General features: G+C 66.2%; 11 protein-coding genes. All 11 read right to left on the reverse strand.

What is annotated here, in order from left to right; all coding sequences use genetic code 11:
- Window positions 1-36: 36 nt before the first annotated feature.
- Complete coding sequence (locus ABQ137_RS10385) at window positions 37-2,709, reverse strand: methyl-accepting chemotaxis protein (RefSeq protein WP_349782295.1); 2,673 nt, start codon at window positions 2,707-2,709, stop codon at window positions 37-39.
- Between the two features lie 328 nt (window positions 2,710-3,037).
- On the reverse strand, window positions 3,038-5,302 hold the full coding sequence (locus ABQ137_RS10390) for a methyl-accepting chemotaxis protein (protein WP_349782297.1): 2,265 nt from the start codon (window positions 5,300-5,302) through the stop codon (window positions 3,038-3,040).
- 519 nt (window positions 5,303-5,821) lie between these two features.
- Window positions 5,822-8,080 (reverse strand): methyl-accepting chemotaxis protein, encoded by a 2,259-nt coding sequence (locus ABQ137_RS10395; RefSeq protein ID WP_349782299.1) that lies wholly within the window; start codon window positions 8,078-8,080, stop codon window positions 5,822-5,824.
- A gap of 633 nt (window positions 8,081-8,713) precedes the next feature.
- On the reverse strand, window positions 8,714-11,188 hold the full coding sequence (locus ABQ137_RS10400; RefSeq protein WP_349782301.1) for a methyl-accepting chemotaxis protein: 2,475 nt from the start codon (window positions 11,186-11,188) through the stop codon (window positions 8,714-8,716).
- Between the two features lie 108 nt (window positions 11,189-11,296).
- Window positions 11,297-13,546 (reverse strand): methyl-accepting chemotaxis protein, encoded by a 2,250-nt coding sequence (locus ABQ137_RS10405; RefSeq protein ID WP_349782303.1) that lies wholly within the window; start codon window positions 13,544-13,546, stop codon window positions 11,297-11,299.
- A 394-nt stretch (window positions 13,547-13,940) separates the two neighbouring features.
- Entirely contained in the window at window positions 13,941-16,199 is a 2,259-nt protein-coding gene (locus ABQ137_RS10410) for a methyl-accepting chemotaxis protein (RefSeq protein WP_349782305.1), read from the reverse strand.
- A gap of 215 nt (window positions 16,200-16,414) precedes the next feature.
- Entirely contained in the window at window positions 16,415-18,769 is a 2,355-nt protein-coding gene (locus ABQ137_RS10415; protein WP_349782307.1) for a methyl-accepting chemotaxis protein, read from the reverse strand.
- Window positions 18,770-18,782: 13 nt separating this feature from the next.
- On the reverse strand, window positions 18,783-19,544 hold the full coding sequence (locus tag ABQ137_RS10420) for a transporter (RefSeq protein ID WP_349782309.1): 762 nt from the start codon (window positions 19,542-19,544) through the stop codon (window positions 18,783-18,785).
- Between the two features lie 266 nt (window positions 19,545-19,810).
- The gene (locus tag ABQ137_RS10425) at window positions 19,811-22,603 is read right to left on the reverse strand and encodes a methyl-accepting chemotaxis protein (RefSeq protein ID WP_349782311.1); all 2,793 of its coding nucleotides are present in this window, start codon (window positions 22,601-22,603) and stop codon (window positions 19,811-19,813) included.
- A gap of 50 nt (window positions 22,604-22,653) precedes the next feature.
- Window positions 22,654-24,831 (reverse strand): methyl-accepting chemotaxis protein, encoded by a 2,178-nt coding sequence (locus tag ABQ137_RS10430; RefSeq protein WP_349782313.1) that lies wholly within the window; start codon window positions 24,829-24,831, stop codon window positions 22,654-22,656.
- A gap of 330 nt (window positions 24,832-25,161) precedes the next feature.
- Window positions 25,162-25,695, reverse strand: coding sequence for a hypothetical protein (locus ABQ137_RS10435; protein WP_046342506.1), 534 nt, complete (start codon window positions 25,693-25,695; stop codon window positions 25,162-25,164).
- Window positions 25,696-25,863: the final 168 nt, after the last annotated feature.

Here is a 25,863-nt window from a genome sequence, read left to right on the forward strand (position 1 = left end):
ACATATTCGACGGGCGCGCCGTCGTCGTCTGTCGCATCAGGTGTAGGCGTGGCGTGCGTTGGCCAGCAAGGTGTTCAGCTGGTCCTGCTGTTCCAGGCGGAACACGGCCACTGCATCCACCAGTTGCGCGGCCTGGTCTTCCATCGCGCGTGCAGCCGCGGTGGCTTCTTCCACCAGCGCGGCGTTCTGCTGGGTGGTTTCGTCCATCTGGGTGACGGTCTGGTTGACCTGGGTGATGCCGGCGGCCTGCTCGCGCGAGGCGCTGGTGATCTCGTTCATGATGTCGGTGACGCGCTGCACCGAGCTGACCACCTGCTGCATGGTGTTGCCGGCTTCGGACGCCAGTGCGGCGCCGTTGCCGATGCGGGTGACCGAGTCCTGGATCAGGTGCTTGATCTCCTTGGCTGCGCCGGCCGAACGCTGTGCAAGCGTACGTACTTCCGAGGCGACCACGGCGAAGCCGCGGCCCTGTTCGCCGGCGCGTGCGGCTTCCACTGCCGCGTTCAAGGCCAGGATATTGGTCTGGAAGGCGATGCCGTCGATGACGCCGATGATCTCGGCGATCTTCTTGGACGAGGTGTCGATGTCGGCCATGGTGGTGACCACGCGGCCGACCACATCGCCGCCCTGGGCCGCCACGCCGGCGGCGTCCAGCACCAGCCGATTGGCCTGGTCGGCGTTGTCGGCATTTTGCTTGACGGTGGCGGTGAGCTCCTCCATCGAGGCGGCGGTTTCTTCCAGGGCCGCGGCCTGCTGTTCGGTGCGACGCGACAGGTCGCCATTGCCGGTGGCGATCTCGGTGGCGGCCGAGTTGATCGCCAGCGAGGAGTCCTTGATCCGGCGCACGATGCCGGCCAGCTGGTCGGCAGTGGCATTGGCATCGTCGCGGATGGTGGCGAACACGCCTTGCAGGTCGCCATCCATGCGCGCGGTCAGATCGCCCTGCGACAACGCAGAGAGCAGGGCGGACACGCGCGACAGCCCGTCCGCGTTGTTGTCCAGCAGCGCGTTGAGTTGCTGGGCGAGCAGCAGCAGGAAGCCCTGCTTGCCTTCCAGGCCGACGCGCTCGCTCAGGTCGCCGGCGGCGGCGGCCTGCACGATACGTGCGACCTCCTGTTCCACCTGGACTTCCTGGGTGCGGTCGGCCCACTCGACCACAAAGCCCATGCGCTCGCCGGCCGCGCCCAGCACCGGGTTGACCACCAGCCGCATGGTGCGGCCACCCACATGGATCTGCGCGGTGTGCGTGCCGGTGAGCTGGTCGAGCATGCGTGCCTGGTGCTCGGGCTTGCGATGGAACTGGTCGATGCTGGCATCGATCAGCGCATCGGCATCGAAGTTGGGCAGGTCGCGGCGCAGTTCGTCCTGCACGCTCTTGAGCATGCGTTGCAGCGGGCGGTTGACGTAGATGATGCGGCGATCGGCATCGGCGATCATCACGTTGGTGCTGACATCGTCCAGCGCGGTGCGCACGCGCAGCGCTTCGCTGGCGATCAGCTGATCGCGTTGCAGCCGCGCGCGCAGGTCGTCGCGCATGGCGCGCGCGTTGAGCAGCAGGCGACCGAGTTCGTCGTGGCGGTCGATCTCGATCGGGTTGTCCAGGCGCCCGGCAGCCACATCGCCGAGCACGCGTTCCACCGCCAGCAGCGGGCGGGTGACCATCTTGCGCGCGGCGATGAAGACCACTGCGATGCACAGGCCCAGCACCACCAGCGAGAACAGCAGCATGCTGCCCATCAGCTCGTCCAGCGGGCCGTCGATGGCACTGCGCGGCTGGGTGCCGATCACCGCCCACTGCCACGGCGCGTAGCGCTGGGCGGTGACTTCGAAGGCCTGGGCGTTGCCCTGGGCATCGCGCAACTGCAGGCTGGCGCTGGGCTGCTTGCCGTCCAGCACCGACTGCAGCAGCGATTGCTGCTCGGCCGGCACCAGCGCCGCCAGCGTGGCCGGTGTGCCCGGCGGTGCGGCGATGACCTGGCCCTGGTGCTCGCCCGGCGCCATGTCGACGATGAGGAAATAACCGTCCTGGCCCAGCTTGGTGGTGCTGACCTGCGCCTTCAGCGCGGCCAGGCCCTGGGTGTAGTTGCGCCCGACGAACAGTGCGCCGATCACCTCGCCGGCGGCGTTGCGCAGCGGCTGGTAATGGGTCATGTACTGCTCGCCGAACAGCTGCGCCTGGCCGGTGAAGGCCTTGCCTTGCGACAGTGCGGCGTAGGCCTTGCCCTTGCGGTCGAGCAGGGTGCCGATCACGCGCTCGTTCTGCTTGTTGCGCAGCGAGGTGGTGATGCGCACGAAGTCGTCACCGGTGCGCGCAAAGATCGTGGCGACCCCGCCGGCGGTCTGCGCGAAGCGATCCACGGCGTCGAAGTTGAGATTCAGTGCATGCTTGCCGGCACGCAGCGACGGCGTCTGCTGCGCGCCGATGGCGACGGTGCTGGCGGTGTCGAGAGTGCGCTCGCCGCTGGGGAGCATGGTCTCAAATACGCTGCCCAGGCGCTGGGTGCCCTCGGTCAGGGTGACGTCGTACATCGCCACCGACTGCTGCATCAACCGGGTGCTGGAGCGCAGCTCGGCCTTGACCTGGGATTCGATGTCGTCGGCGGACTGGCGGTAGATGGTCAGGGCCAGCAGGCCGAGGGAGAGCGCGATCACCACGGTCAGCAGCGCGGACAGCCGGGTGCCGACGGACAGGCGGTTGAAGGAGTGCATGAGGAATCGACCTTGCCCGGGGGAGGGCGTTACGGATGCGTGAAGTCGATAGCGGCCGTTTATGCAATTAATTGATGGTTTGTGTCGAAATCCGCACAATTGTCCAGTTCGCTTTCCCGATTGGGCCGCTGCGGCGATGTAGTAATTGTTAATTCTTGATGAAGTATGACGCGTCGCCTGACGCCCGCCGGCGGATGTCGACAGATTCTCGGAACAAAAAAAGGGCCGCTTCCCTCGCCAGGAAGCGACCCTCAAGATTCGTCACCGAATCAAACTGCGCTCGAATGGTATTTCTGGAGACTGCGGGTGTGACGCGTTGCGGTGGGGCTCAGAACTCCTGCCAGTCGCTCGGATCGGCGGTGGCTGCCACCGTCGTCTTGCCGGTGTTGCTGCGGCGCGGGGCCGCGTTGCTGCCGGCACGGGCAGCCGGGCGGGCGGCAAAGCGTGCATTGACCGGCGCAGCGACCATCGACGCGGGCTGACGTGCGGCCGGGCCCTGCTCGACGATCTTGAACACGGCCACCGCCTCGGTGAGCTGCTGGGCCTGTTCTTCCATCGCGCGGGCGGCGGCGGTGGCTTCTTCCACCAGCGCGGCGTTTTGCTGGGTGGCTTCGTCCATGTGGGTGACGGTCTGGTTGACCTGCTCGATGCCGGCCGACTGTTCCTGCGAGGCGGCGGAGATCTCGCCCATGATGTTGGTGACACGCTGCACGCTGGCCACGATCTCGGCCATGGTCTTGCCGGCCTGGTCCACCAGCTGCGAACCGTCGGCCACCCGCTGCACGGAGTCGTCGATCAGGCTCTTGATCTCCTTGGCCGCCGCCGACGAACGCTGTGCCAGGGTGCGCACCTCGGAGGCGACCACCGCAAAGCCGCGGCCCTGGTCGCCGGCACGCGCTGCTTCCACTGCTGCATTCAGGGCCAGGATGTTGGTCTGGAACGAGATGCCGTCGATGACGCTGATGATGTCGGCGATGCGCTTGGACGAGGCCTCGATGCCGCTCATGGTGTCGACCACCCTGCTGACCACCTCGCCGCCCTGCGAGGCCACGCTGGCGGCGCCGATGGCGAGTTGATTGGCCTGGCGTGCGCTTTCGGCGTTCTGGCGCACGGTGGAGGTGAGCTCCTCCATCGAGGCGGCGGTTTCCTCCAGGTTGGCGGCCTGCTGTTCGGTGCGCTGCGACAGATCCTGGTTGCCGGCGGCGATCTCGCTGGCGGCGGCGTTGATCGAGGTGGCCGAGTGCTGGATGTGCCCGACGATGCCGGACAACTGGGTCGCGGTGGCGTTGGCGTCGTCGCGCATCTGTGCAAACACGCCCTTGAACTCGCCGTCCATGCGTGCGGTCAGGTCGCCCGCCGCAATCGCGCGCAGGATGCCCGACAACGACTGCAGGCTGCCGTCGGCGGTGGCCATCAACTGGTTGAGGCTCTCGACCATGACGCGGAAATCGAACTGGAACTGCGCCGCATCGCCGCGTGCACCGAAGTTGCCGTCGGCAGCCGACTGGGCCAGCTGCTTGATCTGCTGATTCATCGCCGCCAGGTTGGTTTTCACCTGCGCCATGGTGTCGGTCAGCCTGGCCTTTTCGCCGGGCAGCGCGTCCATGTCCTCGCTGAGGTCGCCGATGGCGTAGCGGCCCATGATCTGCGCCAGACGCAGCGTGACCTGGACGTGGCTGTCGACCAGGGCGTTGGTATCGCCGGCCATGCGGCCGTAGTCGCCCGGGAACGCGTCGGCATCCATGCGGAAGCTGATCTGGCCGTTGTCGTGGCGCTTGGCCATGTCAAGCTGCGCGGTGATCAGGTTGCGCACCTGCGACTGCATCTTGTCCATTGCCTGCAGCAGACGACCGGTTTCATCGCTGGCCTCGCTGTGCACTTGGTTATCGAGCCGGCCGTCGGCGATCGCCTCGGCGGCGCGGGTGGCGCGGTTCAACGGGCCGGTGAGGCTGCGGGTGATCGTCCAGGCCAGCAGGGCGCTCAGCAGCACCACGGCCAGGCCGCCGCCGATCAGCATGGCGCGGCCACGCGCCATCGAGGCATTGGCCTGGTCGTAGGCCAGCTGGCTGCTCTTGCGCTGCGCGTCCGAGTAGGTGCGGATCGCATCCTGCCAGCGCTGGGTGGCCGGTGCGGCGCGTTCGAGCAGGATCGGCATGGCCTGGTCGACCTTACCGGCCGTGCCCAGTTCGCGCACCTGCTGGTTATGCGCCAGCGCCTGCTCGCGGGTCAGATCCAGCGCGTTGCGCAATTGCTGGTCGTGCGCGTCGGCGGGGAACGCGTAGAGCTTCTCGCGCAGTTCCTTGTAGCGGATGCGCTGGGCGTCGATCACTTCGCCGAACTGGCGATTCTGCTCGGCAGTGGTCGGCAGCACGATGTTGCGCAGGTTCAACGAGATGGTGGCATTGGCGTCCAGCATGTCGGTGGCGTACTGGATCATCGCCATGTTGCGGTTGACGATGGTATCCAGGCGCTCACGCGCCTGGCTGAGCGTGTACAGGCCGGCGGCCACCAGCGCGCAGGACAGAAGGATCAGCACGCCGAAGGCCAGGGAGAGGCGCTTGCCGACGTTGAAGCGGTGCAGAAAGGAATTCATTGGGTGACCTGAGCGAATGTGCCGTTAGGTGGACTGGCATGCGATGCAGTGCTGGAGCAGTGCGTCGCACGTCATGCCTTGTGTGATGCGTCGGTCAGATAACGGCGTTAGAACTGCTGTATTGAGGCAAGCCGGGCTGGCCGGTAAAGCCGGGTCTCAGGCACGTGACTGCCATGTGTACAAGGGGTAGGGAATTGGTGGGGGTGTGTCAGGAATTCCCCTAGAAAACACCCGTTGAACGCGGTTTTGGAGGCAACGCGAGAGAGTCCGGGGTGCGCGATGTGAAGTGCGTTTTCACGCCGGACGCGGTGTATGCGGGCTTGCGGACAGTTGGCATGGCGCGCACAACGCAAAACGGCACCGCGTGTGCGGTGCCGTTGTGACCTTGCTGCGGATGCGGAACTGCAAGGCCGCGTGCTCGAGCGTGGTGTCGAGCATATGTATCCCGCGCATCGTGCACGCCGGTTGCAACAACTGGCGTGCACTGCTGTCGATGTGCTGACAGCACCTGTTGGCGGTTTAGAACTCCTGCCAGTCGCCCACGTCGTTTGCCGTTGCCGATGCACCCGCGGTGCTGCGGCGCACGGGCGCGGCCGTGCTGGCGCGGGCGATCGGGCGCGGTGTGCTGCGGGCATTGGCGGGCGCATTGGCAATGGCCGACAACTGGCGCGCCACCGGTGCGTGTTCGGCAACCTTGAACACGGCGACCGCTTCGGTGAGCTGCTGGGCCTGTTCTTCCATCGCCCGTGCGGCGGCGGTGGCTTCTTCCACCAGCGCGGCATTCTGCTGGGTGGTCTCGTCCATCTGGGTCACGGTCTGGTTGACCTGCTCGATGCCGGAGTACTGCTCCTGCGACGCAGAGGAAATCTCGCCCATGATGTTGGTGACGCGCTGCACGCTGGCAACGATTTCGGCCATGGTGGTACCGGCCTGGTCGACCAGGGTGGCACCCTGGGTGACCTTGTCGACCGAGTCGTCGATCAGGTGCTTGATCTCCTTGGCCGCACCGGCCGAGCGCTGCGCCAGGGTGCGTACTTCGCTGGCGACCACTGCAAAGCCGCGCCCCTGTTCGCCGGCACGCGCCGCTTCCACCGCGGCATTCAAGGCCAGGATATTGGTCTGGAACGCGATGCCGTCGATCACGCTGATGATCTCGGCGATCTTCTTCGACGAGCTCTGGATGTCGGACATGGTGGTGACCACCTTGGCCACCACATCGCCGCCCTGCGACGCCACTGCCGCCGCGCCGATGGCGAGCTGGTTGGCCTGGCTGGCGTGTTCGGCATTCTGCTTGACGGTGGAGGTGAGCTCTTCCATCGAGGCGGCGGTTTCTTCCAGGTTGGCGGCCTGCTGCTCGGTGCGCTGCGACAGATCCTGGTTGCCGGAAGCGATTTCGCCTGATGCCAGGCCGATCGCGTCGGCAGCGCTCTGGATGCGGCCCACGATGCCGGCCAGCTGTTCGGCGGTGGCGTTGGCGTCGTCGCGCATCTGTGCAAACACGCCCTGGTACTGGCCACTCATGCGTGCGGTGAGATCGCCGGCGGCGATCGACTGCAGCAGGCCGGACAGCGACTGCAGGTTGCCGTCGGCGGTGGCCATCAAGGTGTTGAGGCTTTCCACCATGATGCGGAAGTCGAACTGGAACTGCTCGGCATTGCCACGCGCGGTGAAGTCGCCGTTGGCGGCGGCCTGTGCCAGCTGCTTGATCTCGGCGTTCATCGTCGACAGGTTCAATTTGACCTGATTCATTGCCGTGGTGATGGCGGCTTTTTCGCCCGGCAGCTGCGGCATGTCTTCGCTCAGGTCACCGATCGCATAGCGCTCCACCAGGTGGATGGTCTGCATCTTGACCTTGATGTGCGCGGCGACCAGCTCGTTGGTGTCCTTGGCCATGCGGCCGAAGTCGCCCGGGAAGGCGCCGGCATCCATGCGGAAGCTGATCTGACCATCATCGTGGCGCTTGGCCATGTCCAGCTGCGCGGTGATGAGGTTGCGCACCTGGCCCTGCATGCGATCCATGGCCTGCAACAGGCGGCCGGTTTCGTCGTTGGACTGCGTGCGTACGTCGTTGTCGAGATTGCCGTTGGCGATCGCTTCGGCGGCGCGGGTGGCCTGGGTCAACGGGCGCACCAGGCTGCGGGTGATCAGGAAGCCGAGCAGGGTACTGAACAGCACCACCGCCACGCCGCCGCCGATCAACAGCGCACGGCCGCGGGCCATTTCTGCCGTCGTGGCCACATAGGCTTCCTGGGTGCGCTGACGCTGCAGATCCGAATACTCCGTCAACGCATCCTGCCATTGCTGCGTGCCCGGTGCGGCCTTTTCCAGCAACAGCTTGAGTGCCTCATCAGCCTTGCCGGTCAGGCCCAGCTGCACGACGGTGTCCCTGGTCTCGCGGGCCTGCTCACTGGCAAGGTCGATCCGCTCGCGGATCTGGGTGGCCTGGGGCGAGGCCGAAAACGCATACAGCTTGCGGCGCGTGTCTTCGTAGCTCTTCAGCTGGTTCTTGATGATGGCGTAGAAGCGCAGATTGTCTTCTTGCGAGGTCGGCAACACGATGTTGCGCAACTGCACGGCGATGACCGAGGTGGCGTTGGTCATGTCCTGAGCGTACTGCATGATCGTGATGTTGCGGTTGACCACCGTGTCCATGCGATCGCGGGCCTGCGCCAATGTATGCAGGCCGGCGGCGACAAGTGCGCACGACAACAGGATCAGCGTGCCGAAGGCGAAGCTCAGGCGCTTGCCGACGTTGTACCGTTGAAGAAGAGCGATCATTTGGGGGTCTCAAGGCAGTGGGACAAGAAGGAACAAGACGCGTCGGGTTGACGCGTGGGCGATGCGCAGTGACGGCGCAGCAGGCAGGCATCCAGCCGATCCATCGCCCGGGCCGTAGCGCGGCCCGGGCGATTGCAAGGCAGGTAGGCGTGCCGTTGTAGGTAACGGCCAGCGGCTATGGCACTGAACTGGTCAGCCCCGCTGCGTATGGGTGGCCGTCACCGAAGTGACGCGCATGTGCACAAACGGCCGAAAAATGCTGATGGGAGCGCTATCAACGCGCCTGCCCGCATCGGCGGATTCACATCTATCTCACCCCATCGGGCGCGATGCGAGACGCCAGGCGCGAGCATGGCCGGGTGCAAGACACCGGCGGATGTAGCAATCCACCCGGCGATGCGACCTTGTCGCAACCGCGCGTAGAAGCAGGGCTTTGCCTGCGCCAGGCATCGAACGTGCCCTGCGCCGTGTTGACGCGGCAGCGGTGATCTCATGCCGCTGCATTGGTTTGGATCAGATGCAGCGCTTTCTCACGGAACAGGGGCTGTCACGTTGCACGAGAGCCCCGTACGCCGGCCCGCAGGTGTGCGACAGACCGCGCGGCGCGCACACGCACATCCGCATGCGACCGCGTCACGCGGCGCGCACGAGCCTGGCTGGCCTGGCGAGGCCGTGCAGTTGGAACACCGACACCGCATCGCGCAGCTGCTGCGCCTGTGCTTCCATCGCACGCGCGGCGGCAGTGGCTTCTTCCACCAGCGCGGCGTTCTGCTGGGTGGATTGGTCCATCTGCGCGATGGTCTGGCCGACCTGTTCGATACCCTGCGACTGCTGCTGCGAGGCTTCGCTGATCTCGTGCATGATCTCGGTGACGCCGCGCACCGAATCGACGATGTCCTGCATGGTGCGGCCGGCCTGGCTGACCAGCACGTTGCCTTGCTCGACCCGGTTCACCGAATCGTCGATCAGCTGCTTGATCTCCTTGGCCGCGCCGGCCGAGCGCTGCGCCAGGGTACGTACCTCGGAGGCGACCACCGCAAAGCCGCGCCCCTGTTCGCCGGCGCGTGCAGCTTCCACCGCCGCATTCAAGGCCAGGATATTGGTCTGGAACGCGATGCCGTCGATGACCGAGATGATGTCGGCGATCTTGCGCGAGGCGGCCTGGATGCCGGCCATGGTGCCGACCACTTCGCCGACCACCGTGCCACCTTGCGCGGCCACCGCGGCGGCACCGACCACCAGCTGGTTGGCGCGCCGCGCATGCTCGGCGTTGTTGCGCACGGTGGAGGTGAGTTCCTCCATCGAGGCGGCGGTTTCTTCCAGGTTGGCGGCCTGCTGCTCGGTGCGCTGCGACAGGTCCTGGTTGCCGGCGGCAATCTCGCTGGCGGCATCGTTGATCGTGTCGGTGGACTGCTGGATGCGTCCGACGATATCGGCCAGTTGCACCACGGTGGCATTGGCATCGTCGCGCATCTGCGCGAATACGCCGTGGAAGTCACCATGCATGCGGGTGGTGAGGTCGCCGGCGGCGATGGCCCGCAGCACGCTGGATAGCGCGCCCAGATTGCCATCGGCGGTGGCCATCAGCTGGTTGAGGCTTTCCACCATGGCCAGGAAGTCGTGCTGGAAGCGCTGGGTATCGCCACGCACGCTGAAATCGCCGGTGGCTGCAGCCTGCGCCAGCAGCTTGATCTCGCTGTTCATCGCAGACAGGTTGCGCTTGACCGCGTCCATGGTGTCGCTGAACACGGCTTTTTCGCCGGGCAGGCGGTCCATGTCCTGGCTCAGGTCGCCGATGGCATAACGCGACATGATCTGGGCGAGTTTCATCTTCACCGCGATATGCGAGCCGACCAGCGCGTTGGTGTCGCGCACCATGGTGGCGTACGCGCCCGGGAAGGTCTCGGCGTCCATGCGATAACTGATCTGGCCGGCGTCGTGGCGCTGGGCCATCTCGCTCTGCGCGGCCAGCACCCGCTGCAGCTGCTCCTGCATCCGGCGCATGTTGTCGAGCAGCTGGCCGGTTTCATCGCGGCTGGGCGCGGCGATGCGCTCGCCGAGCTGGCCTTGCGCGATATTGGCGGCCACCACAGCGGCGCGGCGCACATTGCGGGTCAGCCGCGACAAGGTGTACCAGCCCAGCGCTGCGATCAGCACCGCCAGCAGCGTCAACCCGGCAATGGCCTGCCACATCGCGTTGCGGGCATCGGCCAGGTGGCGTTCGGACTGGCGCTGCAAGGCCTGCAGCGAGACGCTGCTGAGCGCCTGCATGGCTTGGCCGAGATCGTCGAGCGCAGCGTTCCATTGGGTGTCGGCGTTGGCGTCGCTGCCGTCCAGCGCGGTGCCGAGTGCGGCCAGCGCCGCGGTTGCACGCGCGGTTTCGGTCCTGGCGGCATCGGCCAGGGCGGGGTCGGGTTGTTCCAGCAGGCCCATCGCCTTGTCCAGCTCATGCCGGAAGCGCGCATGGCTGCGAGCCAACTGGCCGAGCTGTTCGCGCAGCATGGCGCGGCTGTCGGCCGCCTGCGACGGATCGCTGGCCGCATCCAGGCGGGTCAGCGATTCGGTGGCATCGGGGCTGTAGATCAGGGTGGCCACCACCAGGTGGTAGCTCTCGATATAAGGGGTATAGACCAGCTGGCTGTCGTCGCGCAAGGCGTCGAGCGCAGCAAACGCCTGCTCGCTGACCGCGGCGTAGCCGTCTGCAGCGGCACTGGCAACGTGACGCTGCTGCAGGCCCAGCAAGGCCTTCTGGCTGCGTTCGAAGCCCGGCATCGTGGCGGTGGTGGCCAGCAGTTGTTGCAGATCGCGATCGGCGCGCGCGGCCGCGGCTGCAGCGGCGTCACCGCTGTCGACGTGGGCGGCGTGCAGGTCGGTGATCAGGCCCAGCATCTGCCCAAGCGGCGCATAGCTACGCAACTCGTTGCTGCTGATGGCCACACTTTCGTTGAGCTTGCCGCTGTACAGCAGTACCGGAATGACCAGGCCGGCCAAGGCCAGGATGCCGATCATGCCGAGTTTCTTGGCGATCGCCAGATCATCCCAGCGGCCGCTCCAGCGCTGGTGAGAGGGTGGGGCGGTCTGCGGCGACAGCGCGGGCGAAGTGGTCATGGAGGATTCTCGTAGGCGTACGCAGCCTATCGGCCCATAACAGTTATGCCTTGAGCCGGTCGGCATCGATGCCGACCGGCTCCATTCAGACTGTTGTGCTCGCTTGGCTCAGAACTCCTGCCAGCTGGCGTCGTTGCTTGGTGCGGTGACCACGGCGCGCGGCTTGGACGCGGCGGTGCGTCCGGCCGCGACCACCTTGGCCTTCAGCGCGGGAGTCACCACCGGCCGCGGCGCGGCGGTGCGCACCGGCGCCAGGGCATGGGCGGCATCGGTCTTGAACACCGCCACCGCGTCGGTGAGCTGGGTGGCCTGGTCTTCCAGCGCACGTGCGGCGGCGGTAGCTTCTTCCACTAGCGCGGCGTTCTGCTGGGTGGCCTCGTCCATCTGGGTGACGGTCTGGTTGACCTGCTCGATGCCGGAGGACTGCTCCTGCGAGGCAGCGGAGATCTCGCCCATGATGTCGGTGACCCGCTGCACGCTGGACACGATCTCGCCCATGGTCTTGCCGGCGCTGTGCACCAGCACCGACCCCTCGGAGACACGCTGCACCGAGTCGTCGATCAGCCCCTTGATCTCCCTGGCCGCCGCGGACGAGCGCTGCGCCAGCGTGCGCACTTCCGAGGCGACCACGGCAAAGCCGCGGCCCTGCTCGCCGGCGCGGGCGGCTTCCACCGCAGCGTTCAAGGCCAGGATGTTGGTCTGGAACGAGATGCCGTCGATGACCGAGATGATGTCGGCGATCTTCTTGGACGAGGCTTCGATGCCGCTCATCGTCTCGACCACCTTGCTGACGATCTCGCCGCCCTGCGAGGCCACGCCGGCCGCGCCGATGGCGAGCTGGTTGGCCTGGCGTGCGCTTTCGGCGTTCTGCTTGACGGTGGAGGTGAGCTCTTCCATCGAGGCGGCGGTTTCTTCCAGATTGGCAGCCTGCTGCTCGGTGCGCTGCGACAGATCCTGGTTGCCGGCCGCGATCTCGCTGGCGGCGCCCTTGATCGACACCGCCGAGGCCTTGATGCCGCTGACGATCTCGGCCAGCTGCGTGGCCGTGGCATTGGCGTCGTCACGCATCTGCGCGAACACCCCGCGGAAGTCGCCGCTCATGCGCGCGGTGAGGTCGCCGGCGGCGATGGACTGCAGCAGGGTGGAGAGCGACTGCAGGTTGCCGTCGGCGGTGGACATCAGGTTGTTGAGGCTTTCCACCATCAGGCGGAAGTCGTACTGGAAGCGCTCGGCATCGCCGCGGGCGCTGAAGTCGCCGTTGGCCGCCGACACGGCCAGGTGCTTGATCTCGGTATTCATCGCACCGAGATTGACCTTGACCTGCGCCATGGTCTCGCTGAGCACGGCCTTTTCGCCGGGCAGTTTCTCCATGTCTTCGGACAGGTCGCCGATCGCGTAGCGGCCCATGATCTGCGCCAGGCGCATCTTCACCGCGATATGCGAGCCCACCAACGTGTTGGTGTCGTGCGCCATGCGGCCGTACTCGCCGGGGAAGGCGGTGGCATCGATGCGGAAGCTGATCTGGCCGTCGTCGTGGCGCTTGGCCATGTCGGTCTGCGCGGCGAGCAGGTTGCGCAACTGCAGCTGCATCTTGCTCATCGCCTTGAGCAGACGGCCGCTTTCGTCGTTGAATTGGGTGTCGACGTCGTTATCCAGTTTGCCGCCGGCAATCGATTCGGCTGCGCGGGTGGCCCGGCTCAGCGGATGGGTGAGGCTGCGGGTGATCAGCAGGCCCAGCACGCCGCTCAGCAGCACCACCAGCAGCGAGCCGCCGACCAGCAGCTTGCGCGAGTCGTCCATGGATTGCAGTGCGACCGCAGAGGCCTCACCAGCCAGCTTGTCCTGCAGGGCGATGTTCTCGGCGATCTTGTCCTGCCATTGCTGCATCGCCGGTGCGGCCTGGGTCAGCAGCAAGGGCAGCGCCTCGTCGCTGTGGCCGGTCATGACCAGATCCATGACCTTGTCGTTCAGTGCCTTGACCACGGCGCGCCGGCGATCGATTTCTGCGCGGATCTCACGTCCCTGGTCAGACGGTGGAATCGCATACAGCACTTCGCGTGCCTTGGAGTAGTCGGCGCGCGCCGCCTGGATGAGCTCGATAAACTTGACATTATCTTCATTGCTGGTGGGCAGCACCACGTTACGGATCTGCATCGCAATGACGGAATTGGCATTCATCATGGCGTGGGAGAGGCGGATCTTCTCCATGTTCTGATGCACCAGCTGGTCCACCAGCGCGCGCGCGGAAGTCAGGCCGCGGTAACCGATAAAGGCAATGAGGCCGGATAAAACGATCAGGACAGCAAAAGCCGCCGCCAGCCGAGGTCCGACGTTGTAGCGTTGGAGAAGTGCAGTCATGACAGATCCTGGAAGGCGTTATGCGATGGATGGGAGCGACCGGATAATGCCAGCCCGTATTTTGCGTGACATGTCGCTATGCGCAGTAACGGCGCACGACCGTAGTGCTGAATACCTCGATATCAAAAAAATATATAACCCGGTCAGGCTTGTGAAGAATATAAGTCGCCAGAGATGGAGTTAATCGGTTTTTGTAATCGCTACCAGTGGAAATAATGCCGAACTCGACAGTTTGAATATTGCTACATAAGTAAAAGGTTATTTTAAAGTTGTTTTATTTCCTGTCGGGTTGATGTGTCTTTTCAAAAAGCGATGCGGCAATAAAAAAGCCGCGCTCCCAGGAGCGCGGCTTGTGTCTTTTACAGCGGCCAGTGCGCGGCCGCTGCGGCGTTTCCTAGAACTCGGCCCAATCCGACTCGTTGGACGGTGCCAGCGCCACTGCGGCGCGTGCAGCGGGCCTGGCGACCGGCGGCTTGGTCGCCGCTGCGCTGGCGGCAGCGGGCCGCTTGGCAGCGATCTGGCGCAGCACCGGTGTGGCACGCGTCACCGCTTCCAGTTCGGCCGACAGGCGGAACAGGGCCACCGCTTCGGTGAGCTGCTGCGCCTGTTCTTCCATCGAACGCGCGGCGGCGGTGGCTTCTTCCACCAGCGCGGCGTTTTGCTGGGTGGCTTCGTCCATGTGGGTGACGGTCTGGTTGACCTGCTCGATGCCGGCCGACTGTTCCTGCGAGGCGGCGGAGATTTCGCTCATGATGTCGGTCACGCGCTGCACCGAGGAGACGATCTCGCTCATGGTGGTGCCGGCCTGGTTCACCAGCGCCGAGCCTTCGGCCACCTTGCTGACCGAGTCGTCGATCAGGCTCTTGATTTCCTTGGCGGCGCCGGCCGAACGCTGCGCCAGCGTGCGCACTTCGCTGGCGACCACCGCAAAGCCGCGGCCCTGTTCACCGGCACGCGCCGCTTCCACCGCCGCATTCAAGGCCAGGATGTTGGTCTGGAAGGCGATGCCGTCGATCACGCTGATGATCTCGGCGATCTTCTTGGACGAGGTCTGGATACCGGACATGGTGGTGACCACCTGGCCGACCACGCTGCCGCCGTGCGAGGCCACATCGGCCGCGCCGATCGCCAGCTGGTTGGCCTGGCGTGCGTGCTCGGCATTCTGCTTGACGGTGGAGGTGAGCTCTTCCATCGAGGCAGCGGTTTCTTCCAAGTTGGCGGCCTGCTGTTCGGTGCGCTGCGACAGGTCCTGGTTGCCGGCGGCGATTTCGCCAGCGGCGGTGTTGATGGCCAGGGTGGAGTGCTTGATGCGCCCGACGATGTCGGTCAGGCGCTGGGTGGTGGCATTGGCATCGTCGCGCAGGCGCGCGAACACGCCGTGGAATTCGCCGTCCATGCGTGCGGTCAGGTCGCCTTCGGCGACGGCGCCGAGCAGCTGCGACAGCTTGCCCAGATTGCGGTCGCTGACCTCCATCATCGAGTTCAGGTCCGCCACCATCACCGCGAAGTCGTACTTGAAGCGCGTCGCGTCGCCGCGTGCGCTGAAATCGCCGGCCGCTGCGGCTTGCGCCAGCTGCTTGATCTCGGTGTTGATCGACAACAGGCTGGCCTTGGCCGCATCCATCGCCTCATGAAGGATGGCGCGGCTGGCCGGCAGACGACGTGCGTCCTGGGTCAAATCGCCCTGTGCGTACTGGTTGAGGATGCGCACCGCGTCGGTGATGGCATCCAGATGCTCGAAGATCATCGTGTTGATGCCGCCGGCCAGGGTGCCGTACACGCCGGGGAAATCCTCCGGCATGCGGTGGGTGATGTCTTCGGCCGCATGCAGGTGCGACATGCGCGCGGTTTCGTCGCTGAAGCGGCGCAGCATCTGCGTCATGCTGCCGGTGGCGTCGAGCATTTGGCCGATTTCGTCCTTGCTGGTCTTGCTGACCTGCACGCTCAGATCGCCACGCGAGACCGCCTTGATGGCGCCCAGCGCCTTGGACAGCGGATTGGTGATGCCGCGCGCGATCAGCCAGCCGAAGGTCACCGACAGCGCGGCCATCAGCAGCGTGCCGATCAGCAGCACCGCGCTGGTCAGCTTGAACGAGGCGTCGCTGGCCGCGACCATGTCGCTCAGGGCCTTGGATTGCTGTGCATACAGCTTGTCGACCGAGGCGAACAGTTCCTTGCGGATCTCGCCGGACTGCTTGCGCGAAAATTCCATCGCCGCAGCGCGGTCGGGTTCTGCATAGAGCTTGCGCAGCTGCTGGTTGGCGGCAAAGTAACGCGTGCTGGCATCGCTCAGCTTCGCGTATTCGGCCTGCAGCGGCGAGCCGGCGCCGATCTTGGCGTCCAGCAGCTTTTGCGTTTCGACGTACTTGGCCTGGATCTCGTCCATGCGCTTGAAGAACATCGCATAGCGTTCCGGATCGTCCAGATTGACGAACTGGCCCACTTCATAGACGCGGAATTCGCCGGCAAAGCCACGTAGCTCGGATAGACGGCTCAACACCGGCACCACGTCCTGGTTGATCAGGGTGGTCTGCCGCTGCATCTGCTGCATGCGCGAAAAACCGAGCCCGCCAAGCAGGGCGGTCAACACGGCACTCAGGCAAAAGGCAAACATCAATTTGCGGCGGATCGGCCAATCGTTGAACTTGTTCATCAGTAACTCCGGGGCATTGCGCAGGAACGCTCTCCAGCACGCTAGCGGCTGCCCGGCATGATTCTTTATCTTTGAAGGATGAACGGTGCCGTGGCCAGCCCGCGGATGCCGCAATCAGGCCGCCGGCAACGCAGCCGCGGCGGGCAGGGCGGGCACGCCGGTGGCGCGGCAGCTACGCGGGTGCGGCCCAGGCTTGGGCCGCCTGCACGCGTGGCTCAGAAGTCCTGCCACTGCCCGTCGTTGCCGCTGGCAAGCACCGGCGTGGTTGCCGGTTTGCGTGCAGCCGCTGCGCCGGGGCTGCGCTTGGGCGCAGCCACTGCCGCCGTGGCCGCCGGCGCTGCCGCCATCGGTGCCGGCGCATCGGCAAGGGTGAAGCGCGACACCGCCTGGGCCAGCTGGCCGGCCTGGTCTTCCATGGTGCGCGCGGCGGCGGTGGCTTCTTCCACCAGCGCAGCGTTCTGCTGGGTGGCCTCGTCCATCTGGGTGATGGTGAGGTTGACCTGCTCGATGCCGGCCGACTGCTCCTGCGAGGCGGCGGCGATCTCGCCCATGATGTCGGTGACACGCTGCACGCTGGCCACGATGTCGGCCATGGTGGTGCCGGCCTGCTGCACCAGCACCGAGCCTTCGGCGACCTTGCTCACCGAGTCGTCGATCAGGTGCTTGATCTCCTTGGCCGCGCCGGCCGAGCGCTGCGCCAGCGTGCGTACTTCCGAGGCGACCACCGCAAAGCCGCGCCCCTGTTCGCCGGCACGCGCCGCCTCCACTGCTGCATTCAGGGCCAGGATATTGGTCTGGAAGGCGATGCCGTCGATGACGCTGATGATCTCGGCGATCTTCTTCGACGAGACCTCGATGCCGGACATGGTGGTGACCACCTTGGCCACCACCGCACCGCCTTGGGAGGCGACGCCGGCCGCGCCGATCACCAGCTGGTTGGCCTGGCGCGCGCTTTCGGCATTCTGCTTGACGGTGGAGGTCAGCTCCTCCATCGAGGCGGCGGTTTCTTCCAGATTGGCGGCCTGTTGTTCGGTGCGCTGCGACAGGTCGTTGTTGCCGGCGGCGATCTCGCTGGAAGCGGTGTGGATGCTGCCGGCGGCTTGCTGGATGCGTCCGATCACCAGTGCCAGCTGCTCGGCGGTGGTGTTGGCGTCGTCGCGCATGCGGGCAAACACGCCGTGGAAATCACCCTGCATGCGCGCGCTCAGGTCGCCATCGGCCAGTGCGCTGAGCAGGCGCGAGACCTCGGCGATGCTGACCGCGTTGGCATCGAGCAGTGCGTTGAGCTGTTGCGCCAGCTGCAGGAAGAAGCCTTGCTTGCCGGCGCTGTCGATACGCCTGGACAGGTCGCCGGCCGCGGCGCTGCGCACCACATCGGCCACGTCGATTTCCACGCGTGCCTCGGCGGTGCGGTCGCGCCATTCGCAGACAAAGCCCAGATGCGCACCGGCCGAGTCGCGGATCGCCGAGACATCCTGGGTGATGCATGCCGCGCGGTACTGCACCTGGCGTTGCGCCGAATCCTGGCGATCCAGACGTTGATAGATCTCCGCATCCTGCGCATTGCCCACTTCCAGCATGGACACCGATTGGCCGATCAGGTTGCTGGAGCGGTCGAACGCCGGCGCGCAGGCATGGATGTCGTCGGCATAGATCTGCAGCAAGGTCCGCAGCGCGGTGTTGGCGTAGATGATGGTCAGGTCCGGGTCGGCGATGTACATGCCGGTGGAGGCGTTGTCGAGCGCGGTGCGGATGCGCAGGTTTTCCGCAGCGACGCTGCGCTCGCGCTCCAGGCGTTCGCGCAGGTCGCGCTGCATGCGCGCCAGTGCGGCCATCAGGCTGCGCGTGTGATGTGCGGCCACCGGAATGGGCTGGTCCAGGCGACCTTCGGCGATGTGCTGCGCAGCGCTCATGGCCAGCTGCGGCTCGCCGCCGAGCAGGCCGAACACCGAGCGCAGGATCCAGCCGGCGGCCAGTGCCAGGCAGACGAAAGCGAGCACCACCGCGCCGCCTTGCTGCCACATCACCCGGTGGCTGTCCTGTTCGGCCTTGAGCCGATTGGCCTTGTTCAAGGCCAGGATGCGCTCGCTGATCGCGCCCATGCGGGTTTCCAGCTCGGCGAACTTGGCGGTGAAGTCGGCGTAGGCCGCGCCGCTGTCGGCCTGCGTCTCGGCCAGGGTCATGACCTGGTCGGCCGCGCCGATATAGGCCTGCAATGCCGGTGCCGCCGCGTCCAGATCGCTGCGCAGTGCCGGGTCCAGCGGCAGTTTGCGGTTGGCCTGCAGCGCCTGACGAAATTCCGTGGCGTGTTCGCCCAGTGCGCTGCGTGCTTCTGCGATCGCGGCGGCGTCCTGGCGCGAGGCGGCCAGCAGGGCGGCTGTGACGTCGCCGCGCAGGGCGTCGTGCATCATGTCGGCCTGCATGTGGTTGCGCAGCGCATCGGAGGAGATGACCTGTGCGGCGATCGCGTCGAGCAGGCCGCGCTGGCCGTTGTAGCCGACGCCGCCCAGCGCGAGCAGCGCCAACGCTGCCACCAGCACCAGGATCCCCAGCATATGCATGATTTTCATTGTGCGGCCTGTTTCAGAAGCGGAAAGACAGACCCACGCCGAGCGCGTGATCCGGTGAGCGATCGTTGAGGCCGCGGCTGTACACCGCATCCAGTTGCACGTCGTTGCTCAGCAGCCAGGCCGAGCCGACGTCGAGCAGTGCCACGGTGCCGCCGTCCTCGCTGTTGGCGACCTGCGGCAATGCCACTTCCACGAAGGAGCGCACGCGCTCGTTCCAGGCCTTGCCCAGCACCGCACCGAAGATGCCGGCGGTGTAGCGGTTGCCTTGCCCATCGTCGTCCCACACCACGCCGGGCATCACCCCGGCCGAGAGGCTGTCGCTGAGCTCCCATTCGGCCACCAGCCGCAACGATGGCCGTGCACCGTGCCCACGCAGGGCGCGGGCGCCGCTGGGCAGGTCCACATGCAGCAGCCAGGCCAGCGAGGCCTTGCCGTCGTCGGACCCGGCAAGATGGTGCTTGACCCCGAGCGCCACATCGGACATGCCGCTCACCTTGGCCTCGCCGGGTGCGTCGATGCGCTGCCAACCGTCGGTTTCCAGCCGCAGTTCCCAGCTCTGGCCGAGGCCGTAGCGAAACAGCGTGGGCGTGGAATATCCGTCGACCGAGGCATCGCGCTCCCAGGCGACGCTGGTTTCCACCTGCAACCGGCGGTCGCCGACGGTGAGGCTGGACTCGACGAAATCAGGACGGTCGGTGGCGATCGGATCTTCGGCGCGGGCATGGCCGACGACGCAAAACAGCACAATACAGCTGGCAACAAGGCATGGCTTCATGGCAACCCCTGGAACGCGCGAATCTCCGGGCGCATGCGCGGGTCTGGCGACCGGGCACATGCGCTGCTGGACCGGCTGCTACGGTGGGGGCGCAGGCAGTCGATGTCTTCCTCGCTAACGGCAACGGCGGCTGAATCTTTAAGCGTGGCCGATGGCCGGAGCCGGGCAGGGGAACGCGGTCGAGTGTCAGGTCCGCGATAGGACGATGTGGATGTGCTTCATCCTGTGTCGGCAACTGCGCGCGTGCGCAGCTGCCGACACCGCACTCAGAAATCCTGCCACTGGCTGTCGTTGCCGGCGACACTGCCGGGCGACTTGCGGGTGGGGGGACGCGGCGTTACCGCCGCACGTTTCTTGTCGGTCGGCGCCCGTGTGGATGGCGCAACCGCGCTGACCACCGGTCTGGCGGCAGGGGCAATCGCCGCCGGCCTGCCGGCATGGCTGAGCTTGAACACCGCCACCGCCTCGGTCAGCTGGCCGGCCTGTTCTTCCATCGCGCGTGCAGCGGCAGTGGCTTCTTCCACCAATGCCGCGTTTTGCTGGGTGGCCTCGTCCATCTGGGTCACGGTCAGGTTGACCTGCTCGATGCCGCTGGATTGCTCCTGCGAGGCGGCGGAGATCTCGCCCATGATGTCGGTGACGCGCTGCACGCTAGCGACGATCTCGGCCATGGTGGTGCCGGCCTGCTGCACCAGCGACGAGCCTTGCGCCACCTTGCCGACCGAATCGTCGATCAGGTGCTTGATCTCCTTGGCCGCGCCGGCCGAGCGCTGCGCCAGTGTCCGCACTTCGCTGGCGACCACGGCGAAACCGCGGCCCTGTTCGCCGGCGCGCGCCGCTTCCACTGCCGCGTTCAAGGCCAGGATATTGGTCTGGAACGCGATGCCGTCGATGACCGAGATGATCTCGGCGATCTTCTTCGACGAGACCTCGATGCCGGACATGGTGGTGACCACCTGCGCCACCACCGCGCCGCCATGCGAGGCGACATCGGCCGCGCCGATCGCCAGCTGGTTGGCCTGGCGTGCGTGCTCGGCGTTCTGCTTGACGGTGGAGGTCAGCTCCTCCATCGAGGCGGCGGTTTCTTCCAGGTTGGCGGCCTGTTGTTCGGTGCGTTGCGACAGGTCGCTGTTGCCTGCGGCGATCTCGCTGGCGGCCGCGTTGATCTGCGTGGCCGAGGTCTGGATGCCCGAGACGATGCCGGTGAGTTGCGCCACGGTGGCATTGGCATCGTCGCGCATGCGTGCGAACACGCCCTGGAACTGCCCGTCCATGCGCACGGTGAGGTTGCCCTCGGCCAGCGCGCTGAGCAGGCGGGAAATACGCTCGAGGCCTTGCGAGGTGGTTTCCAGCAAGCCGTTGAGCTGACGGCCGAACTCCAGATAGAAGCCGCGCTTGTCGTCCAGCGCAAGACGCTGGCCGAAGTCGCCCATCAGCGCCGACTGCACCAGCGCGGCGACCTCTGCCTGCGTGCTGACTTCGGCACTGACATTGCGCCACAGCAGCATGCTGCCGCTGCGATGGCCGTCGGCGGCGTAGAGCGGGGTCATGGTCAGATCCAGCGTCACCGGGCCGAAGGTGTAGCGCTCCAGCGTGGTGGACTGCAGTTGCTGCAGGCGCTGCAACCGCGCCTTGCCCTCGGCATCGGTGCCGAACACGTAGTCCAGCGGTTTGCCGACCACCGCATCGGCGCTGAAGCCCTGCTGGCCCTTGGCATGAAATGCCGCTTCGCCGCATTTGAACGAGGTGTGCAGCGCCTCGGTGATGAACACGGCAGTGTGTTGCTCGTCGGCCAGCAGCACTTCCATTTCCGAATGTTCCAGCGCGGTGCGGATGCGCAGGTTTTCGTTGGCGATCTGTGCGTCGCGTTCAATGCGCTGGCGCAGGTCGGTCTGCATGCGCTGCATGGCGCCCATCAGGCGGCCCACTTCGTCCTGGCGCTGCGCGGCAATCTGGTTGTCCAGCTTGCCGGAGGCAATCGCACCGGCCACCTTGGCCGCGGCGTCCAGCGGACCCACCACCTGACGCCGCAACAGTACGAACAGCGCCAGGCTGAGCACCAGCGCCGAGCCCAGGCCGACCGCCAGAATGGTCCACAACAGGCGATGTGCCTGCTGCATGATCGCCGCATACGGCACCACCACGCCCAGCGCAAAACGCTCCTGCGCCTGGCCGATCTGCAACGGCACATAGGCGCTGACCATGCCGGCGGCATCCGGTGTGAAGTCCAGATAGTCCTTGCCGGCCCTGGTGGCCGCCAGCATCGCGCGATAGTCCGCGCCGTCGGCCGGCTTGCCGATCCGCGCGGCGTCGCGCGAGGCCAGAATCACCCCGGCGGGCGAGATCAGCTCGACATAGCCATCGTCCATCGGACGCAAGGCGCTCAGGCGCTTCTGCAACGCGGCCAGGGCGAAATCCACCGATACCACGCCCACATACTTGCCCTGATCCAGGATGGGCGTGGACAAGGTGGTCATCAGCACCGGCTTGCCGCCGATCTGGTAATCGTAGGGGCCGGCCACGATCTGCCGGCCCAGCTCGCGCGGTTTAAGGTTCCAGTCGCCGTCGCCGGGTTTTTCGTAACCGACCAGGGGTTCGCGGATCAGCGATTGCCCGTTGTAGGCCCAGTAGGTCATGAAACGGCCGGTGTTGTCGTGACCCTCGGCATCGACATAGTCGCTGTCTTTGCCGTCGAAGGCCTGCGGCTCCCACAACGTGCCCATGCCCACCCATTCGGGATGGTTCTGCAACTGGTCGTGCACAATCGCCGACGCCGCCTCGCGGCTCACCCCGCCGTGCGCACGCTGCGCCAGCAAGGCGCTGGCGACCGACTGGCCGGTGGTGAACGCCTGCCCCAGCTCGCTGCCGATCTGCTCGGCCTGATAGCGTGCCGCGTTCTGCATCGTGGTCTGTGCCGAGGCGATCAGTGCGCGGCTGCTTTGCCAGTAGCTGATCGCCGCAGTGAGGCCGAAGCACAGCAACGCAGCGACGGCGGTGCCGAGCATCAGGCGATACGCAAGACTGCCGCCGGAGCGGGGTTGCGTGGGGGACGAGGGCATGGGCGTGGCTTCGAAGTGAGGGAGGGAGTGCGGGAACGATCTGGCAGTCATCAGCTGGCGACGCGCAAGGCCTCCGCGCGCGCGGCAGCGCGGCCGCTGCCGCGCTGCGCCGACGAGGCAGCGCTCACGCGGAAGCTGGACACCGCCTCGTCAAGCTGCTGCGCCTGCTGCTGCATGGCGTTGGCGGCGGCGGTGGCTTCTTCCACCAGCGCGGCGTTCTGCTGGGTGCTCTCGTCCATCTGGGTGACGGTGAGGTTGACCTGCTCGATGCCGGCCGATTGTTCCTGTGAGGCGGCGGAGATCTCGCTCATGATGTCGGTCACGCGCTGCACCGAGGACACGATGTCGGCCATGGTCTTGCCGGCCTGATCCACCAGCGCCGACCCCTGCGCCACCTTGCCGACCGAATCGTCGATCAGGTGCTTGATCTCCTTGGCCGCGCCGGCCGAACGCTGTGCCAGCGTGCGCACTTCGCTGGCGACCACCGCAAAGCCGCGGCCCTGTTCGCCGGCACGCGCCGCTTCCACCGCTGCGTTCAAGGCCAGGATGTTGGTCTGGAAGGCGATGCCGTCGATGACCGAGATGATCTCGGCGATCTTCCTGGACGAGGTCTGGATGCCGGACATGGTGTCCACCACCTGGCTCACCACCTGGCCGCCCTGCGAGGCCACCGAGGCGGCACCGATCGCCAGCTGGTTGGCCTGGCGCGCGTGCTCGGCGTTCTGCTTGACGGTGGCGGTGAGCTCCTCCATCGAGGCGGCGGTTTCTTCCAGGTTGGCGGCCTGCTGCTCGGTACGCTGCGACAGGTCGTTGTTGCCGGCGGCGATCTCGCTGGCCGACCCGGTGATGGCACCGGCGGCCTGCTGGATGCGCCCGACGATGCCGGCCAGCTGCGTGGCCGTGGTGTTGGCGTCATCGCGCATGCGTGCGAACACGCCGTGGAACTGACCATCCATGCGCGCGGTGAGGTCGCCTTCGGCCAGCGCGGCCAGCAGCTCGGACAGCTTGCCCAGGTTGCGGTCGCTGACTTCCATCATCGCGTTGAGGTCGTTGATCATGCGCGCCGAGTCGTGCTTGAAGCGCGTGGCATCGCCGCGCTGGCTGAAGTCGCCATTGGCTGCGGCCTGGGCCAGGCGCTTGATCTCGGTGTTGATCGCCAGCAGGCTGGCCTTGGCCGCATCCATCGCTTCGTGCAGCACCGCACGCGTGCCGGGCAGGCGCGCGGCGTCGCGCGACAGGTCGCCTTGCGCGTACTCGTTGAGGATGCCGATCGCATCGATGATGGCGTCCAGGTGTTCGAAGATCATCGTATTGATGCCGCCGGCCAGTTCGCCGTAGACACCGGGGAAATCGGTGGGCATGCGGTGGCCGACGTCTTCGCCGGCGTGCATGTGCACCATCACCTTGGTCTGCGCGGAGAAGCGCTCCAGCGTGTGCACCATGTCGTCGGTGGCCTTGAGCATCTGGCCGATTTCATCGCTGCCGTGCTGTGCGGTGCGCACGCTCAGGTCGCCACGCGCCACGCCCTTGATGGCGGCGAGCGCACGCGAGACCGGCTCCAGGATCGAATTGCCGATCAGCCAGCCCACCAGCAGGTTGAGCAGCACCAGCACGCCGCCGGCCAGGGTGACGACGCCGGTGAAGGCCAGCGCCTGCGACTGGGTGTCGTCCAGATACACGCCGGTGCCGATCACCCAGCCCCACGGCTTGTACAGCGCGGCGTACGAGGTCTTCTGCACCGGCTCTTTTTCACCCGGCTTGGCCCAGGCGTAATCGACGTAGCCGCCGCCGGCCTGCGCCGCAGCGACGAAGGCCGGGAAAATCCGCTTGCCGTCCGGGCTCAGCACATCGTTGAGCGGCTTGCCGTTGAGATCCGGGCGGATGGGGTGCATCAGCATCACCGGCGTCTGGTCGGTGACGTAGATGTAATCCACGCCGCCACGTGCGCGCATGGTGGACAAGGTATGCAGCGCGGCTTTCTTGGCACTGTCCACGTCCATCTCGCCCTTCTCGGCGCGCTCGGCGTAGCCATTGACCACCGCAATCGCCATCTCGATCTGACTCTTGAGCCCGTCGCGGCGCGTATCGGTGAGATCCACGTATTGCATGCGGGCGGCGATCACTGCCAGCGCGATGATGCCCAGCGCCACCAGTGCGGTCTGCGCCAGAAACTTGCGCTTCAGCGGAACGTTGGCCAGCGTGTTTGCAATCGTGGTCTTGAAGGTCATGGTAGGTATCCAGCAAAGGAATGTGACCGGGATAAGTCGAATAGCGACCTGATCCCCAAAAGGTTGAGTGCCGCGCGATAGCCGGTCTGATGGCGGTTTTTCAGCGTGTTTGCGGCTGTGGCCGCATGCCCAGCGCGCCTGAGCCGGTTGCCGGCGCTGCGCGGCGGCGGCGCGCACCCGCGCGGGCAGGGCATGCGGCATTGGGATCAGTCGGGGCAGGGCGCACGCTTACCTGCACGGCAGGCCGCGTGGTTTGGCGCGGCGCCTGCCTGGCTAACCGGGAATGCTGCAACGCCGCTGCGACCGCTGGGGTCGCAGTGCGGACAATGCTCAGTTGCGTTGCGTGGTGCGCACGCTGGCGACCGATTGCTGCAGGGCCTGCAGTTCGGTCCACAGCACATGGCGCGTGTCGCCGGCATGGCCCAGCGACAGGGCCTGCGCGTATTGCAGGTCGCCCTCGTGCAGGGCGCGGTTGGCCTGCCGATGCTGCGCCAGGTAGTGGCCCAACTGCTGCTGCACCAGCGCAAACTGGCGCGCCTGCTCGCCCTGCGGCGCGCTGGCCTGGAAGTAGCCCGCATGTCGTGCAATGCGTTGACGCAGCTGACCCAGGCGCTCGTCGTAGGCCTCGATGCGGGCGGGATCGTGCGCGGCGGCAAGCTGCGCCCGCTGGTCGTCGCGCAACTGCACCAGGTCGATGGCGAGCGACTGCAACGCGCTCATCGGGATGTTGTCCAGCAGGACCGAAACCGGCGCGGCCGGCGCTGCGAAGGAGGGCGGTAACCAGACGCTGGCAGCCAGCAGCGCGACGGCGAACACCGAGCCCAGCATGTGGCGGGCAGAGCGGGGTGAGTTGACGGTAGGCATGCGGACTTCCTTGGACGTGGCGCGGGCCAGGCAGCCCTCATTGCTCCTGGTATCGGCCGTCGAAGCTTGTGCTTGATCATCTTTCGACCAACGGCAGCATTGCCAGGCGATCGCAGGGATGCTGTGGTGCGTCTGTGAGTCGCTGTCGGATGGCAAGACGCCCCGACA

The sequence above is a fragment of the Xanthomonas sp. WHRI 8393 genome (assembly GCF_040203315.1).
Classification (GTDB): Bacteria; Pseudomonadota; Gammaproteobacteria; order Xanthomonadales; family Xanthomonadaceae; genus Xanthomonas; species Xanthomonas arboricola.